Raw genomic sequence first — 13706 nt, 5'->3', positions numbered from 1 at the left:
AAGGCGGTGACGCCGCCGGCGGGGCCGATCGAGCCGCCGAAGGCGAGCTCGGAGCCGGAGGCGTCGGGCTCGGCCGTGGCGAAGCCGGGATTTCAGACGCCGCCCAGCCCGGCGGGCGCTGGAGATCTGGCGCCGCCGGGACGGGCAAGCAATTAGAGCTCGGCGAAGCCGGGTTCGGACATGCTTCAAGAGCTTACATAGCTACTCGGCACTTCGGATCTTGGTCCTTGGCGAATAAGACATCTCCGGGGCGTTATAGCACCTTGGCTGAAGCGACCTAAACCAATAGAGGAACTCTAATGAGTTATTCGTGTCGAATTTGGGCTGCGCATCTTATTTTTGTCGTATTAAGGCACCATAGTTCCTTTATTGGCCACATTTCATTCAAACTACGGCTTATAACGCATTACTGTTCCTCTATGGGATAGGACATCCGAAATTAGGCATCTCTCATCCATACTTTTCATATCCGTCCGGTAGAAGAACGATAGCAGCTTAGCCATTTTTCATTATCTGTAACAGGAGGAATCGCTCCTTTGGGCTTTATTTCCATACTCAGCTTTGCGCATAAATTAATAGAAGAACGGGTGCAGCCGGGAGAAACCGTTGTCGACGGTACGGCCGGCGGCGGAGTCGATACGGCGTTTCTGGCCCGGCTTGTCGGGCCTTCCGGGATCGTACACGCCTTCGACATCCAGCAGCAGGCGCTGGACCGTACGGCATCTCGCCTTGAACAGGAGTGTCCCGGCCGCGACGTCCGGCTTCACCTGCGCAGCCATGAAGCGATGCTGGATGCCATCCCCGAAGAAAACCACGGCCGCATCGGGGCCGTCATGTTTAACCTTGGTTACTTGCCCGGAGCCGATCACGAAACCGTGACCGAACCGGCATCGACGCTAACCGCCTTGGAAGCTTCTGCTCGGCTTATCCGCCGCGGCGGCATTATTACGATCGTGCTGTACACAGGGCATTCGGGTGGCTTGGAGGAAGCGGCCGAGGTCGAACGCTGGGCCGCCGCTTTACCTCAAAAGCATTTTCAAACGCTGCAGTACCGTTTTATGAATCAGATCAATCACCCGCCTTATCTTATCGCCATTGAGAAGAGATAGTGCTCGTGCCCCCGCTTTCAGTGCTTTTAGCTATAGCAAAACGCGGGGCGGATTGATATAATGCAAAATAGAAAAAAAATGAAAAGGCCCGGTTTGCTTCAGTAAACCCGGCCGACAAGGATAAGGAAGTGGAGAGTAATGAAGCCGTATCCGTTGCAATGCAAGCCTGAATTTAAAGAAAGAGTATGGGGCGGACGTGCGCTCGAACAGTTCGGACTCGAACTGCCGGAGGGTAAGATCGGCGAAGGATGGATGATCGGCGATCACCCGAACGGAACGACAACCGTCGCGAACGGCGAGTTGGCCGGCATGGGACTCGATCAAATCCGCGAGCAGTACGGGAGTGAGTTTTTTGGCAGAAAGGGCTTTTCGGAGAAAAACGGCCGGTTCCCGCTGCTGATCAAGCTGCTGGATTGCCAGGACGACCTGTCCGTGCAGGTGCACCCGAACGATCATTACGAGCGTCTGCCGCAAGGCGAGTTGGGCAAAACCGAAATGTGGTACATTCTGGACGCCAAGCCGGGCGCCAAAATCATTTACGGTTTGAAAGACGGCGTTACCCGCGAGCAGTTGGCTGAAGCTATCGAGCAGAACCGCATTCTGGACTGCTTGAACGAAGTTACCGCCGAAGCGGGCGATTCGTTCTATATTCCTGCAGGCACCGTGCATGCGCTTGGAGCTGGCGTGCTGGTCGCCGAAATTCAACAAAATTCGGACAGCACCTATCGTCTGTACGATTACGACCGTCTCGGTCTGGACGGCAAGCCGCGTGAGCTGCACATTGAAGATTCCTTGAATGTCATCGCCTACGAAAATTCGGGCGCTACGTATATGAAAACGAACCTGAACGCCTCCGGCGAATGGTTGACCTTGGCCCGCTCCCCGTTCTTCGTGACGGAAAAAGGCCGCGTCGAAGGCCAATGGCCGCTGCAAACGTCGCCGGAAAGCTTCGTGATCCACATCATCTGCGAAGGCACGGGATCGATCCGTTGGGCCGACGGCGAGCTGAATGTGAAACCTGGCGAATGTTACCTGCTGCCGGCCAACCTTGGCAGCTATTCGCTTGAGGGCAGCATGACGGTCCTGCGCAGCTACCTGCCGTAGACCTCCGCGGCCCTAAAACAAAAGAACACCTCGTCTTGTTCGTGAAGACGGGGTGTTCTTGCGTTATGGCCTATGCGCTCAGGCGCTCGTCGGCTCCAGGGCCAGCGTAAACGGCTGCGGCTTGGCCGCAGCGTCCGGCGGGAAGTACACGATGAGCAGTTGCTCGCTTGTCCGGTCCAGCTCTCCGCTCTGTAAATAACGGTCCAGCCGGAACGGCAGCTTTTCGATCATGACATGCTTATGCAGTTCCTTCTCCCCGATGCCCAGCGCGGCGAATGAACCGGAAACCGCTTCGGGCTGCTCGGCAAGCAGCCGCAAATAATCGGACTGCTGAGGCTTGTCCAAGGTGAAATCCCACCAAATTTTGCGCGGCTTGTACTTGTGGTTCAGGAAATAATCCAGCTTCATCAAGCCTTCGATGATGTCGAGCTTGGCTGTGCCGCGATGCTTCAGGAACGCATGCAGCCGGGTGAACAAATCCTCAAGCTGATGCCCGATTTTTTGCCAGCCCCGCTCCTCCCAATAATCGCCGAACTCTTGGAAGAAGTCGAAGGCCGATGTAAATTCGCGCTCAATCAAATACCGGACCGTATGGTCCATCCGATGGGCGTTCCAGTATTTTTCCAGCACATCCTCTACCCGCTTGATCCGAACCAAGTCCGAGAACGGTAAAATCTTGTTGCCGAGAATTTCATACGGCGCGTGATCCATGTAGAGGTAGCCGTATTTATCTGCGTCGTGGCGCATCCCGGTGCCGCGGAGCATTTTCAGGAAGCCAAGCTGCAATTCTTCGGGACCGAGGGCAAATACATCGTTGAACGTTTTGCGGAAGCTGTTGTAATCTTCCTCGGGCAGCCCGGCGATCAAGTCGAGATGCTGGTCGATTTTTCCGCTTTCCTTCACCTTCGTCACCGTACGAGTCAGCTTAGCGAAGTTTTGGCGACGTTTGACGAGGCTGTTGGTCAAATCGTTCGTCGACTGAACCCCGATCTCGAAGCGGAATATGCCGACCGGCGCATTCTCTGCCAAATAATCGAGCACTTCCGGCCGCATAATGTCCGCCGTAATCTCGAACTGGAACACGCAGCCGTTATGGTTTTGGATCAGAAATTCGAACATATCCATGGCATAATCACGCTTAATATTGAACGTCCGGTCCACGAACTTGATCAGCTTCGCGCCGGAATGGATCAGATAGAGCAGGTCGCTCTTAGTCCGCTCTATATCGAAATAACGCACGCCTACTTCAATAGAAGACAGACAAAATTGACAGCTGAACGGACAGCCCCGGCTTGTCTCGAAATAGACGACCCGGTTCGCGAGGCTTGGGACATCTTCCGCAAAACGATGCGGCGTCGGAATATCGTCCAAGGCCAGCTTCGGCCGCGGCGGGTTGATGACGACCCGTCCTTCTTTGTTGCGGTAAGCGAGGCCGAAGACGCTGTACAAGGCGCGGTCTCCCTCAAGCTCGGTCAGCAGGTGATGGAGCGTCTCCTCCCCTTCTCCGACGACGATGAAGTTAACTTCCGGCAGCCGGTTCATCCAATACTCCGTATCGTAGGACACCTCCGGACCGCCTAAAACGACGATCAGCTCGGGCATGATCTTCTTGAGCATGCTGACTACGACGATCGTTTCTTCGATGTTCCAGATATAGCAAGAGAAGCCGACGACTTCGGGCTTGCGCTGGTAAATGTCGGACACGATATTCATCGCCGGGTCCTTGATCGTGTATTCGGCAATCTGGATACCGGGAAAATCGTGCTGGCTGAACGCCTTCAAATACCGAAGTGCGAGCGAAGTGTGAATATATTTGGCGTTTAACGTCGATAAGACAATATTTTTCATGAGAATTTCGTACCTACCTCTTTACTTTTCCATTTTCGTATTGAACAGTATCCCTATTCTACCGCGAAACGAAACTGAACACAAAAAAAGAAAATGGAACGTGACGTCCCATTTTCCCAAAGCTAATACAAAGATTCGTTGACAGGCAGGCTGTCCGGCTCGGGGGCCAGCGCAGCAAGCATAAATTCGTCCTGCCCCTCTTCCTTCCACATGTTGGCCTGAGTCAACAGTTGCTCCTCCACCTGCTCCTTTTGCGTTACCAATGCTTCGATATTGCCCTCGGAACGCTCGATGTTGTGCTGCAGTCGATTGCGCTCCGCCAGTCTCTTGGCCAATTGGTACAAAATCATGATCTAAAAATCGTCCCTTCGCATCGAATATTATTGTCTTCATGTTACCGGGTAAACATTAAGACAACATTAGGAGAATATAAACAAAAGGTTAAAATTCTCCTTTTCTCTATATATGCAGCATGATGAGCATAGTATTTCCCATTTTTAAGAAAAAAATGTGGAATTTTCGAGCGGAAGGGCCGGTGTCGTCTGATCATGTTGCAAACTGGACCGAAGCCCTGTCTTACTCCCAGCGAAACGTAAAGCTTGCGATGATAAACGCGACGAGCAGCCAGCCGCCGAGCAGCGCCGCTTCCGTCCAAACGACGGAAAACCCCGCTCCTACGTTCATCACCTGACGTAGCGCTGTCGTCAAATGGGAGATCGGCAGCAGCTTGACGATCGGCTGAAGGAACTCGGGCATGTTCTTGATCGGGAAGAAGACGCCCCCCAGGAACAGCATCGGGAATGAAATGAAGCCGGCGATCGGCCCGGCGCTCTCCGGCGTTTTGGCCAGACCGGCAATGATAAAGCCAATCGACATAAACGCCAGCGTCCCGAGCACGATGAAGCTGAGCAGCAGCAGCCAAGAGCCGTTCACCTGTGTGCCGAAAAAGACCGAGCCGACGATCAGCACGATGACGGCCTGCAAGCCGTTCAGCAGCAGCCGCGCCGTAATCTGCGACGCGATAAACGTCGACGCTTTCAGCGTCGTGCTCTGCATCCGCCGCAGGATGCCCCGCTCCCGCCACGAAGCGATCTGCCCCGCCACCCCGTTCAGGTTGTTAGACATAATCATCATGGCGACGATGCCCGGCACCAGGAAGTCGATATAACTGAGCTTCAGCGACTGCACGCCTTCCGGCCGGATCGTAATTTTCGGCGTGTAGCCTGATAGCTTCTTGTCGATTCCGTCGACGACCGGAGCCAGTACCTGCAGCCCGATTTGCGAGGTCGCGGCATTCGTTTCGTCGTAATACACTTTGATCGCTGCGGCCGCCCCCGTGCTCCCCGGCTTCGTTTGTTCTTCGTAGCCCTTTGGAATGACGAGCACAAGCTGGTAATCGCCGCGTTTCAGCGTCTCCAGCTCGGGATTTAATGCGGAAGCTGCGTTCAAGCGCAGAATCGGGTTGTCCTGCAGCGCCTTCACCAGCGCTTCGGAGGCGGCCGTCCGGTCCTCATCGACGATGGCCCCGGAGACGGAGACCGGATTGCCCTTGCCGAGGAACGAGCCCAGCATGACCATGAAGAAGATCGGAAAAAGCAGCGTCCAGAACAGCACCTGCCGGTTGCGGACAAACAGCCGCAGCTGGGCAAGCGTCAGATGAATGTAAGCGTTCATGCTTCCCTCAAGCTCCTTCCCGTCATGTGGATGAAGACGTCCTCCAGCGTGGCCGTCCGGGTCTGCAGCTCCTGCACGCGCCATCCCTGCCCTTCCGCCCGGCCGATCAGATCGACGAGGGAGGTTTGCAGATGGTCGGTATACAGCACGAAAATATCTTTGCGCTGATCCACCTGCTTCACCTCGCTTACTTCCTGCAGCGCTTCCGTCATAGCCTCCTGCCGCTCCCCGCTCCAACTGTCGGCACCTTCGAGTCTGAATTCGATGGCGCTGTCGGATTGCAGATTGCGGACCAGATTCCGGGGCGTATCAAGCGCGATCACCTGCCCGCTGTCCATTAAGCAGATACGGTCGCACAAAGTGTGCGCTTCTTCCATGTAATGCGTGCTGAGCACGATCGTTTTGCCGCGTTCCTTGAGCCTTAACACGATATCCCACAGCATCCGCCTGGCCTGCGGGTCCAGCCCCGTCGTCGGCTCGTCCAAAAAGACCACCTGCGGATCGTTCACGAGCGCCAGCGCAATCGCCAGACGCTGTTTTTGCCCGCCGGAGAGGTTTTTGACGCGGTCGTTGCGTTTTTCCTGCAAAATCATATCTTCCAGCAGCGGCTCGATCGGGACGGAGCTCGGATAAAAGCTGGCGTACATGCGGACGATCTCGTGCACTTTCAGCAGATCGAACAGCGAGGTGGATTGCAGCTGGACGCCGATTACCTGCTTGACCCGATTCAGCTGCGTCCGGGTATCGAAGCCGGCCACAACCGCATGCCCGTCATCCGGCTGTCGGAGCCCCTCGATCATTTCCATCGTAGTCGTTTTACCTGCGCCGTTCGGACCGAGCAGCCCGAATACCTCGCCTTGATAAACTTCGAAATGGACGCCTTTTACGGCCGTAAAATCCCCGTACCGTTTAACTAATCCGTCCGCTTTGATCATCGTTTCCGCCATCGGCAACATCTTCAGCTCCTTTGGGGGCGTTCTTGGAAAAAGCTACAGCTAGAGTATACCATCCGGCCGACGGGGATGCCTAATCTTATGTATGGCGCCCGTTTCGCCAATCCGACCCGGTCATGGTATAGTAAGAACAGCGATTCGACAAGAAACGGAGAGAACGGCATGAGCACTGAATGGAAAAAGAACCGCGAGTCTTCGCGTCCGCAGGGAAAAAGACCGGAAGCCGCGCACAAGTCTGGCGGGAAGAAGCCCGCGGCAAGCCGGCCCGCGTCGGCAGAGGATCTGAGAGCCGGCGACCGGATCGTGGTCACGATCAAGCGGATCGGCATTAACGGCGAAGGCGTCGGCTATTACAAGCGCAAAGCGGTGTTCATCGACGGAACGCTGCCGGAGGAAGTCGTCAAAGCGACAGTGACGAAGGTCGAGCCGAGCTATATCACGGCCAAGCTGGTGGAAGTGGAAAAAGCTTCGCCACACCGTCAAAAGCCGCCCTGTCCCGTCTACGACAGCTGCGGCGGCTGTCAGCTTCAGCACATGACGTACGAGGCTCAGTTGCATGCCAAGGAGGAGCTGGTACGGGAAGCGTTCCGACGGTACGCGGGCATGGAGTCGGCCCCGATCCGGCCGATTCTCGGCATGGACAACCCTTGGAGCTACCGCAACAAGGCGCAGCTGCAGCTCGGCCGCGCAGGCGAGCAGGTCGTTGCGGGCTTGTACTCCCCCGGCACGCATAAGCTCGTCGACATTACCGGCTGCGCGATACACGATCCGGCGATCAACCGGGTCACGGAGACGGTCGCCAAGCTGCTTGGCGAGCTGGACATCCCCGTCTACAACGAACGGACCCGCCAAGGCGTCGTCCGCACCATCGTAGCCCGGGTCGGCCGGCAATCCGGCGAGGTTCAGCTCACGCTCATCACCGCGGCGGACCGCATTCCGGACCGCGAGCGGCTCGTCCGCCGCATCCGCGACGAGCTGCCGCAGGTGACGACCATCGCGCAAAATTTGAATCGAGATGCTTCTCCGCTCATTTTCGGTGCGAAAACGACGGTGCTGTGGGGCAAGGAGCGGCTGGACGAGACGCTCGGCGACGTCCGCTTCACCCTCTCCCCCCGCGCCTTCTTCCAGTTGAACCCCGAGCAAACGGTGAAGCTGTACGACGCCGTCCGCGAAGCCGCCGCGCTGACCGGCGAAGAGCTCGTCGTCGACGCCTATTGCGGCACCGGCACGATCGGGCTCTGGCTCGCCCCGCACGCCCGCGAGGTGCGCGGCATCGAGCTTATCCCCGAGGCGGTCGTCGACGCTCGGGACAATGCCCGGGCGAGCGGCGCGGCGAACGCCCGCTTCTTCGTCGGACGCGCCGAGCAACTGCTGCCCGAATGGGTGCAGCGCGGTATCCGCCCCGACGTCGTCGTGGTCGACCCACCGCGCACCGGCTGCGAGCGCCCGCTGCTGCTCGCGCTCGCCGAGGCGAAGCCGGCACGACTCGTCTACGTGTCGTGCAATCCGTCCACCCTGGCGAAGGACTGCCAGATGCTGCTCGAGCAAGGCTACCGACTGGACTGGATTCAGCCGGTGGATATGTTCCCGCAGACGGCGCATGTGGAGTGCGTGGTAAGGATGTATCGGGAGAATTGAAATTAATTAACTGAATTATTTATATGGAGAACTTCCTGAAAAGGAGGTTCTTTTTTTGCATAACTAATACGAACATTAATTCTAAACTGCGAATTTCACGCTACAGTAAAAGGTGAAGAGAGAATTTTAAGAGGGACTGGTGCAGGTTCATTTGAAGCTTCACGCGATGCAATTATTAAGACTATGCGAAAAGAGAAAATATCCTATAATGAGATTAAGATTGGCAAAACAATAACAGAGAAACCAACTGGCAAATGGGTTTAACAAATAATAGCTAGTTTTTTTCTTAGAAATAATTAAGAAGTTGGGATGAAATGGTCGCTGTAACAGGAGATTATAATCTAAACCTTCCAAAACGGAGATATTCTATTGGAGAGGTAATTGAAGTTGATAACAAAACTTATCAGGTGCGTGACTTAGGGAATAGTTTTATTGTTTATCTAATTGAATTACGATAAAAAGATAATTTTAAGGGAGATGAAAGTAGTGAATAATAAATGTAATTTAAAATGGGCTGATTTAAGCGATTCAGTTAAAACGATAATAGAACACATTGATATTAATTGTTGTGATGAAGATTTTCAAGTTGGAACTAAGTTGAATATACCGTATTTTAAAGGGAGACTCACTCAAGAAATGGCAGATGCAATTCTCGAATATCAATTTTCAACTGAAAATTTAAACGAAAATTGTTATTCTGCTGAGCTGCAAGATGGTGTATTGATGATAAAGTTCGTTAAGAGTTCAGAGAGACAATAAAACAACAATTTCAATGTGATATGAGGTGCTGGAATGGATGAATGGACTTCTCAGGTTGTTGTAAATAACATTCTTTATACCATTACTGTAAATCGTATTTATTCCCCATCATATGATGAATTTCTATTCGAAGTTGAGATTAGGAAAAAATCAGAGGTAGTATATACCTCTTCAATTAATCTTTACTCGAAAAGAGAAGTTGAGGCATGGATAAGAAAGAGATTAAATTGCGAAAGTATAGAGTTTAATTGGGTAGATAGTGAGTAAATTAGAAGTCATGCCGACAATTGATTTTGCTTATATTGCTAGCCGATAAATCAAATATTTCATAAGAAGTATGGATGGTGAAGAAGATTAAGTTACTTTTTGTTTGTAGCAGAAACAAGTGGCGTAGTTTGACTGCAGAAAAGATATTTTATGGAATCAACGGTTATGTCGTTAAATCTGCTGGAACAGAATATAGTGCACGAATTAAAGTTACAAGCGGTCATGTTGGATGGGCAGCTATTATCTTTGTAATGGAGAAGAAGCATGTGCGCAGGTTGAGGGATAAATTTAATGATGAACTCTTGAATAAGAAATTAATCTGTTTAGATATTCCTGATGATTATCAGTACATGAATGAAGATCTTATTGAAATTCTTCAATCTAGAGTGTCGGAGTACATTGATGTTCCTGAGTGAATACAGATGAAATAATACTTTTATCTGATTAAAAAAAACATTTTGAAGGTAGTTGACACTGATGACAAAGCAAATATTAGATCTCACATTAGATGAATTTGGATATAAAGGGATGATAAATCTACCCGTTTGGAATGAATTTACTTCAGACTCAGACGATGTTTATGAAGTAAATTTTGGGGGAGACATAAATTCACCTCTACTCAGCGAATTAAGAGATACGTATGATTTTATTGTATCTAATCAAGAAGAAATTAAGAATGTAATACTACAAGAGTTATTTGAAGAATATAGTGGTTTTCAAGCAAAATATTGCGATGATGAAGATGATGAATTTATGCCAGATTTAACTTGTGTTAATGATCTAAAGCCCTTAATCAGTTTAGCAAGAGTTCATATCTTAGATGTAATCAAGGATGGCATTGCTTATATTGGGTTTGAATTTGATTGCTCGTGGGATGAAGAGCACGGTTTTGGTGTAATGCTATTTAAAAACGAAGTTGTTGCAATGGGGGGATCAGATTCATCCTTTCTTTCATGGATAGCTAATGATCATTTAAATGAAAGTAGCGATTCAAATTAAAACAATTCTCTTGTAGGACATGAAGTAGGTGGACGAGATGGGTATATTTTGGACTAGACAAAAGGAAGAAGCTTGGGACTATGCGAAGGAAATTGGTTACTTTGAAGGTAATCAAAAGTATATACCATCTACACACATCGAAGCATACAAGTGGATGATGGAGCAGATGGAGATGAGATTACAAAAATACAATGGAGAATATCCGATTTGGGTGTTTCTATCCAAACCTCAAACTCAAGAAAGATACGTAATATTAGAAGTCGAATTAGATGAGAACGATGTTCTACTGTCTGATTTTTATGACTTCCAATCAATAATTAATGGTTGCTTACCCTAAAGAGTTAATAGTTAAAATGAAAAAAGTTGAATTTATTTAAGACACCAGTATAAAGTGTTGAATGGTAACAACGTTGATAGCAAGTGTTGACCTCTCCCCATAGCGGTGGAAGAAAATTAAGAAACGCAAGGTTACTTGTATTTAGTATGATCGATGTTGGTTATTGTATTATGGATAATAGAACGACTGCCTTAATAGGTATTTATAGAACATAGGAGGATTACATGGCCTGGAGCAAATTGAAGCAACATCTGGAGAGTTTTCTCTGTCCTGCGTTAAATGGAAGGGTCGAATACCGTGCAACCGGCTACCGTTATTCACCTGATAAAGCAGGACTTTGTTATATTGCGGTAGATAAAAAGAACGTATTCAATATGAGTGATAAAACTACCTTAATCAGATGGTATCTGACGGAGCTGGATATTAAGAATGATTCAGATATCCAAATTCCTATCAACAATGAAGAAATTGAAGCGGTCAGAAAAGATACCAAGGGGATCGTTCCAGAGGATCGTCTAAAAGTAATTGCAAGAAGTAGAAAAATATCAGAATATGCAAAAGAGCTTTTGTCAGCACAGTCAACATTAAGTAAATCAAATTTTGTCGTTGTAGCTACTAAGTTTTTATCCATTTCTATAGAGGAAAGCTTAGAGAGCAATGACATCCTATTGAATATTCTTGCTTTGGTGGATAGACGAGTTGGAAAAAAGCGAATTTTAAACATGACCGAGAAGATGAAGTTAAAGCATCCAATTGTGCAGTATTTTTATGAACTACGGCTTAGTACGTTATGAAAATAAATAACTCATTCACCTCCAATCGGGAGGTTTTTTCATGCTATCATATACTTACTGACAGATTTGGTGATGAGAATGTCTTGTACGCCGCGGGTTTTGAGGTCGCTTAAGACGCTCAGCCAGAACTTCGAGGACTCATTCTCCCCGATCCAGATGCCCAGCACGTCTTTATTGCCGTCCAGATCGATGCCAATGACCATGTAGGCTGCTTTGTTCACGATGGCCCCGTCCTGCTTGACCTTGAAATGAATCGCATCCAGGAAAACAACTGCAAAGGTGTGTCGGGACAATTTTATTGGTCACATTGGAAATGAGCGTCGGAGAAACTTCGATACCGTAGACATGCTCCATGTGATCTTGAATCTCCCGGGTACTGACCCCCTTGACATATAAGGCAATGATGAGTTTACACTAAAGATTTTACAGACTCAGAACACCCTGAAGAGGAGGTTCATCTTCTTTCTATTTTTAATATACTATCTTGGATATTGTTGGTATTATTATCTTGAATGTACATTATCATTGTTTTATTGCGCGAGGTGAGAAGATGCACATTGCTAAGCAAAGAATCCTATTGTTTTTTCTTAAGCTAATCATACTTGGCCCTTTTTGGTATTTTGCATTCTCATTTTTGGATAACGGAAAAGGGGATTGGAACTTTGCACTGTATTCATTTGTAGCACTTTTGGTCGGGACTCTCTACGCTGATGTAAAGAATGAAATTAGTTGGGGATCGAAACGGAATATAATACTTTCACATATCGTTATACTAAGCTTGTTTCCTTTACTTGGATTGCTTTTTCACTCCGATATTAGTTTAAATTTTCTCGTGGGCCTTGTGATTTTACTTGGGATAGATTTGTATATGTTTGTTGCTGGAATGATCTTCAAAAAAATTAATGGATAAAAGATCAACGAAATGTCCGCCCTTTAAAAAGTCACATTTCATCTGCTATCCCATAACAAAAATGCTGCTTATGGCGTTAAAAATGCTCTTTGAAGAAACCATAGTCCAATGGGAAAAAACCTCTGGGTTTAGAAAACAATATAAGCAGATCAACACTCCAGCTAATCCAATTTTCTTCATAAATCACCAACTTCTACAAGGGCCAATTTCGTTATGCCTATTGTTCTTTCGGTCTAAATTTCTTAGGGTGTTTGATATAGCTTTCTAAAATAAATCCACAATTTAAGCAGAATACATGGATTAACTCAGAAGCAGGACTGAACACATGAAAATTCTCTGGGTGTACAGCAGCATGCCCAATTTGAATTCCTTTAGAAAATTCACGGGATTTACATTTGGGACATTCGCTCATAAATAATAACCTCCCATTGAAAACGATACGATATTTTATTGAAATATTAGTTCAACATTATTTTCTTCACATAATTCAGTAATCTTACTTAACCAAGTTGGATGAATAAATTCTGGTTCAACGTTAGGATTTCCCAATTGAATAACTCCACTGAAAAGTTCATTTTTAATAAACTCTGGACATTCAACAATTTCATATGCTCTTACTGAGATTTGCTTTAGAACTACTCTCATATTTTCTCCCTATGAATTCATCGTTTTATTTCATTACATTCCAATAAATTCTTTGCGCCTTCAGTAAGAAGTTCTTTGATAACATCGATAGGTAAACTCTTAAAATCAAAACCCTTGGATTCGGCTTTTTCTTTTGCGGCTATTAGAACCTTTTCATTTCTAGCAGAATCTAAAAAATCATGTCCAAGCCATGTCATACCATTAATATAATATTGTCCACCAGCGAATGTCGAAACGTCATCAATAACAATTAAACTAGCTTCAGCCATGATCCTTAAATGATATTGAACAATCATATCTTCATAACCTTCATCTTCCAAACTTAATGATAACGAACGCGATGTATGATATTCCTCTATAACTTTCAAAATTCTTATTACTAATTCCATATCTCTTTTCATAAAAATACCTCCTACTTATAAAACCGTTATTTTATGCGAAATATCAACTGAACCATTAGTCTTAGTACATATCCGAAGATGTCTGCTGCGGTGATTAAATCACTCTTCATGAGTTTCATTTAATCCTATAGACAATAAAAATTTTCTACTGAAACTTTTAGCGATTAAAAGGATGATTAGTCCTGATTCATTTCAGTTACGCTCTTAAGTTCTGATGTATATTGTTCAAGGTCATTTGTTAATTTATTTTCAAAAAATAATCGTGCTC

General features: G+C 48.0%; 17 protein-coding genes and 1 pseudogene. 10 read left to right on the top strand and 8 right to left on the bottom strand.

Features of this window, described 5'->3' with window-relative positions:
* The 3 genes from PEL01S_RS34645 to PEL01S_RS27845 form a co-directional block, all read left to right on the top strand.
* Positions 1-281 (top strand): hypothetical protein (locus tag PEL01S_RS34645; RefSeq protein ID WP_218032560.1); only part of this gene is annotated, 281 nt, incomplete at its 5' end.
* 255 nt (positions 282-536) lie between these two features.
* Positions 537-1109, top strand: coding sequence for a tRNA 5-(aminomethyl)-2-thiouridylate-methyltransferase MnmM (gene mnmM / locus PEL01S_RS27850; protein WP_127462578.1), 573 nt, complete (start codon positions 537-539; stop codon positions 1107-1109).
* 138 nt (positions 1110-1247) lie between these two features.
* Positions 1248-2213 carry a type I phosphomannose isomerase catalytic subunit gene (locus PEL01S_RS27845; RefSeq protein ID WP_127462577.1) on the top strand — a complete coding sequence of 322 codons (966 nt, stop codon included), beginning with the start codon at positions 1248-1250 and terminating at the stop codon, positions 2211-2213.
* A gap of 78 nt (positions 2214-2291) precedes the next feature.
* Here PEL01S_RS27845 and PEL01S_RS27840 read toward each other — a convergent pair whose 3' ends face one another.
* The 4 genes from PEL01S_RS27840 to PEL01S_RS27825 all read right to left on the bottom strand — a co-directional run bounded on the left by PEL01S_RS27840 (position 2292) and on the right by PEL01S_RS27825 (position 6682).
* Positions 2292-4061 carry a B12-binding domain-containing radical SAM protein gene (locus tag PEL01S_RS27840; protein ID WP_127462576.1) on the bottom strand — a complete coding sequence of 590 codons (1770 nt, stop codon included), beginning with the start codon at positions 4059-4061 and terminating at the stop codon, positions 2292-2294.
* A 122-nt stretch (positions 4062-4183) separates the two neighbouring features.
* A complete protein-coding gene (locus PEL01S_RS27835) occupies positions 4184-4411 on the bottom strand; it encodes a hypothetical protein (RefSeq protein WP_063185692.1) in 228 nt (75 codons plus the stop codon).
* Positions 4412-4637: 226 nt separating this feature from the next.
* Entirely contained in the window at positions 4638-5735 is a 1098-nt protein-coding gene (locus PEL01S_RS27830; protein WP_063185690.1) for an ABC transporter permease, read from the bottom strand.
* Positions 5732-6682, bottom strand: a complete 951-nt coding sequence (locus PEL01S_RS27825; protein ID WP_127462580.1) for an ABC transporter ATP-binding protein — start codon at positions 6680-6682, stop codon at positions 5732-5734. The genes PEL01S_RS27830 and PEL01S_RS27825 overlap by 4 nt, the downstream gene beginning before the upstream one ends.
* Before the next feature lie 168 nt (positions 6683-6850).
* Between PEL01S_RS27825 and rlmD the strand changes: the two genes are divergently transcribed.
* From rlmD to PEL01S_RS27790, 7 genes are all read left to right on the top strand, one after another.
* The gene (rlmD, locus tag PEL01S_RS27820) at positions 6851-8326 is read left to right on the top strand and encodes a 23S rRNA (uracil(1939)-C(5))-methyltransferase RlmD (RefSeq protein WP_127462575.1); all 1476 of its coding nucleotides are present in this window, start codon (positions 6851-6853) and stop codon (positions 8324-8326) included.
* Positions 8327-8812: 486 nt separating this feature from the next.
* Positions 8813-9085 carry a hypothetical protein gene (locus tag PEL01S_RS27815; protein WP_127462574.1) on the top strand — a complete coding sequence of 91 codons (273 nt, stop codon included), beginning with the start codon at positions 8813-8815 and terminating at the stop codon, positions 9083-9085.
* A 33-nt stretch (positions 9086-9118) separates the two neighbouring features.
* Complete coding sequence (locus PEL01S_RS27810; protein WP_127462573.1) at positions 9119-9352, top strand: hypothetical protein; 234 nt, start codon at positions 9119-9121, stop codon at positions 9350-9352.
* Between the two features lie 74 nt (positions 9353-9426).
* On the top strand, positions 9427-9768 hold the full coding sequence (locus PEL01S_RS27805) for a low molecular weight protein tyrosine phosphatase family protein (protein ID WP_127462572.1): 342 nt from the start codon (positions 9427-9429) through the stop codon (positions 9766-9768).
* A gap of 61 nt (positions 9769-9829) precedes the next feature.
* Complete coding sequence (locus PEL01S_RS27800) at positions 9830-10351, top strand: DUF6985 domain-containing protein (protein WP_127462571.1); 522 nt, start codon at positions 9830-9832, stop codon at positions 10349-10351.
* Between the two features lie 37 nt (positions 10352-10388).
* On the top strand, positions 10389-10688 hold the full coding sequence (locus tag PEL01S_RS27795) for a DUF3841 domain-containing protein (protein ID WP_164824326.1): 300 nt from the start codon (positions 10389-10391) through the stop codon (positions 10686-10688).
* A gap of 224 nt (positions 10689-10912) precedes the next feature.
* Entirely contained in the window at positions 10913-11482 is a 570-nt protein-coding gene (locus tag PEL01S_RS27790; protein WP_127462569.1) for an SF0329 family protein, read from the top strand.
* Positions 11483-11553: 71 nt separating this feature from the next.
* Here PEL01S_RS27790 and PEL01S_RS27785 read toward each other — a convergent pair.
* From PEL01S_RS27785 to PEL01S_RS27770, 4 genes and pseudogenes are all read right to left on the bottom strand, one after another.
* A pseudogene (locus PEL01S_RS27785) lies at positions 11554-11887 on the bottom strand (transposase); the annotation flags it as partial.
* A 722-nt stretch (positions 11888-12609) separates the two neighbouring features.
* Positions 12610-12804, bottom strand: a complete 195-nt coding sequence (locus PEL01S_RS27780; RefSeq protein ID WP_127462568.1) for a transcription initiation factor TFIIIB — start codon at positions 12802-12804, stop codon at positions 12610-12612.
* Between the two features lie 35 nt (positions 12805-12839).
* Positions 12840-13037 carry a hypothetical protein gene (locus PEL01S_RS27775; RefSeq protein ID WP_127462567.1) on the bottom strand — a complete coding sequence of 66 codons (198 nt, stop codon included), beginning with the start codon at positions 13035-13037 and terminating at the stop codon, positions 12840-12842.
* Positions 13038-13054: 17 nt separating this feature from the next.
* Entirely contained in the window at positions 13055-13438 is a 384-nt protein-coding gene (locus PEL01S_RS27770; protein WP_127462566.1) for a DUF2513 domain-containing protein, read from the bottom strand.
* Positions 13439-13706 lie beyond the last annotated feature (268 nt).

This window comes from Paenibacillus elgii NBRC 100335, from assembly GCF_004000865.1.
Classification (GTDB): Bacteria; Bacillota; Bacilli; order Paenibacillales; family NBRC-103111; genus Paenibacillus_G; species Paenibacillus_G elgii.
Note: the sequence above shows the minus strand (reverse complement) of the source record. Positions and strands in the feature narration are given on the sequence as shown.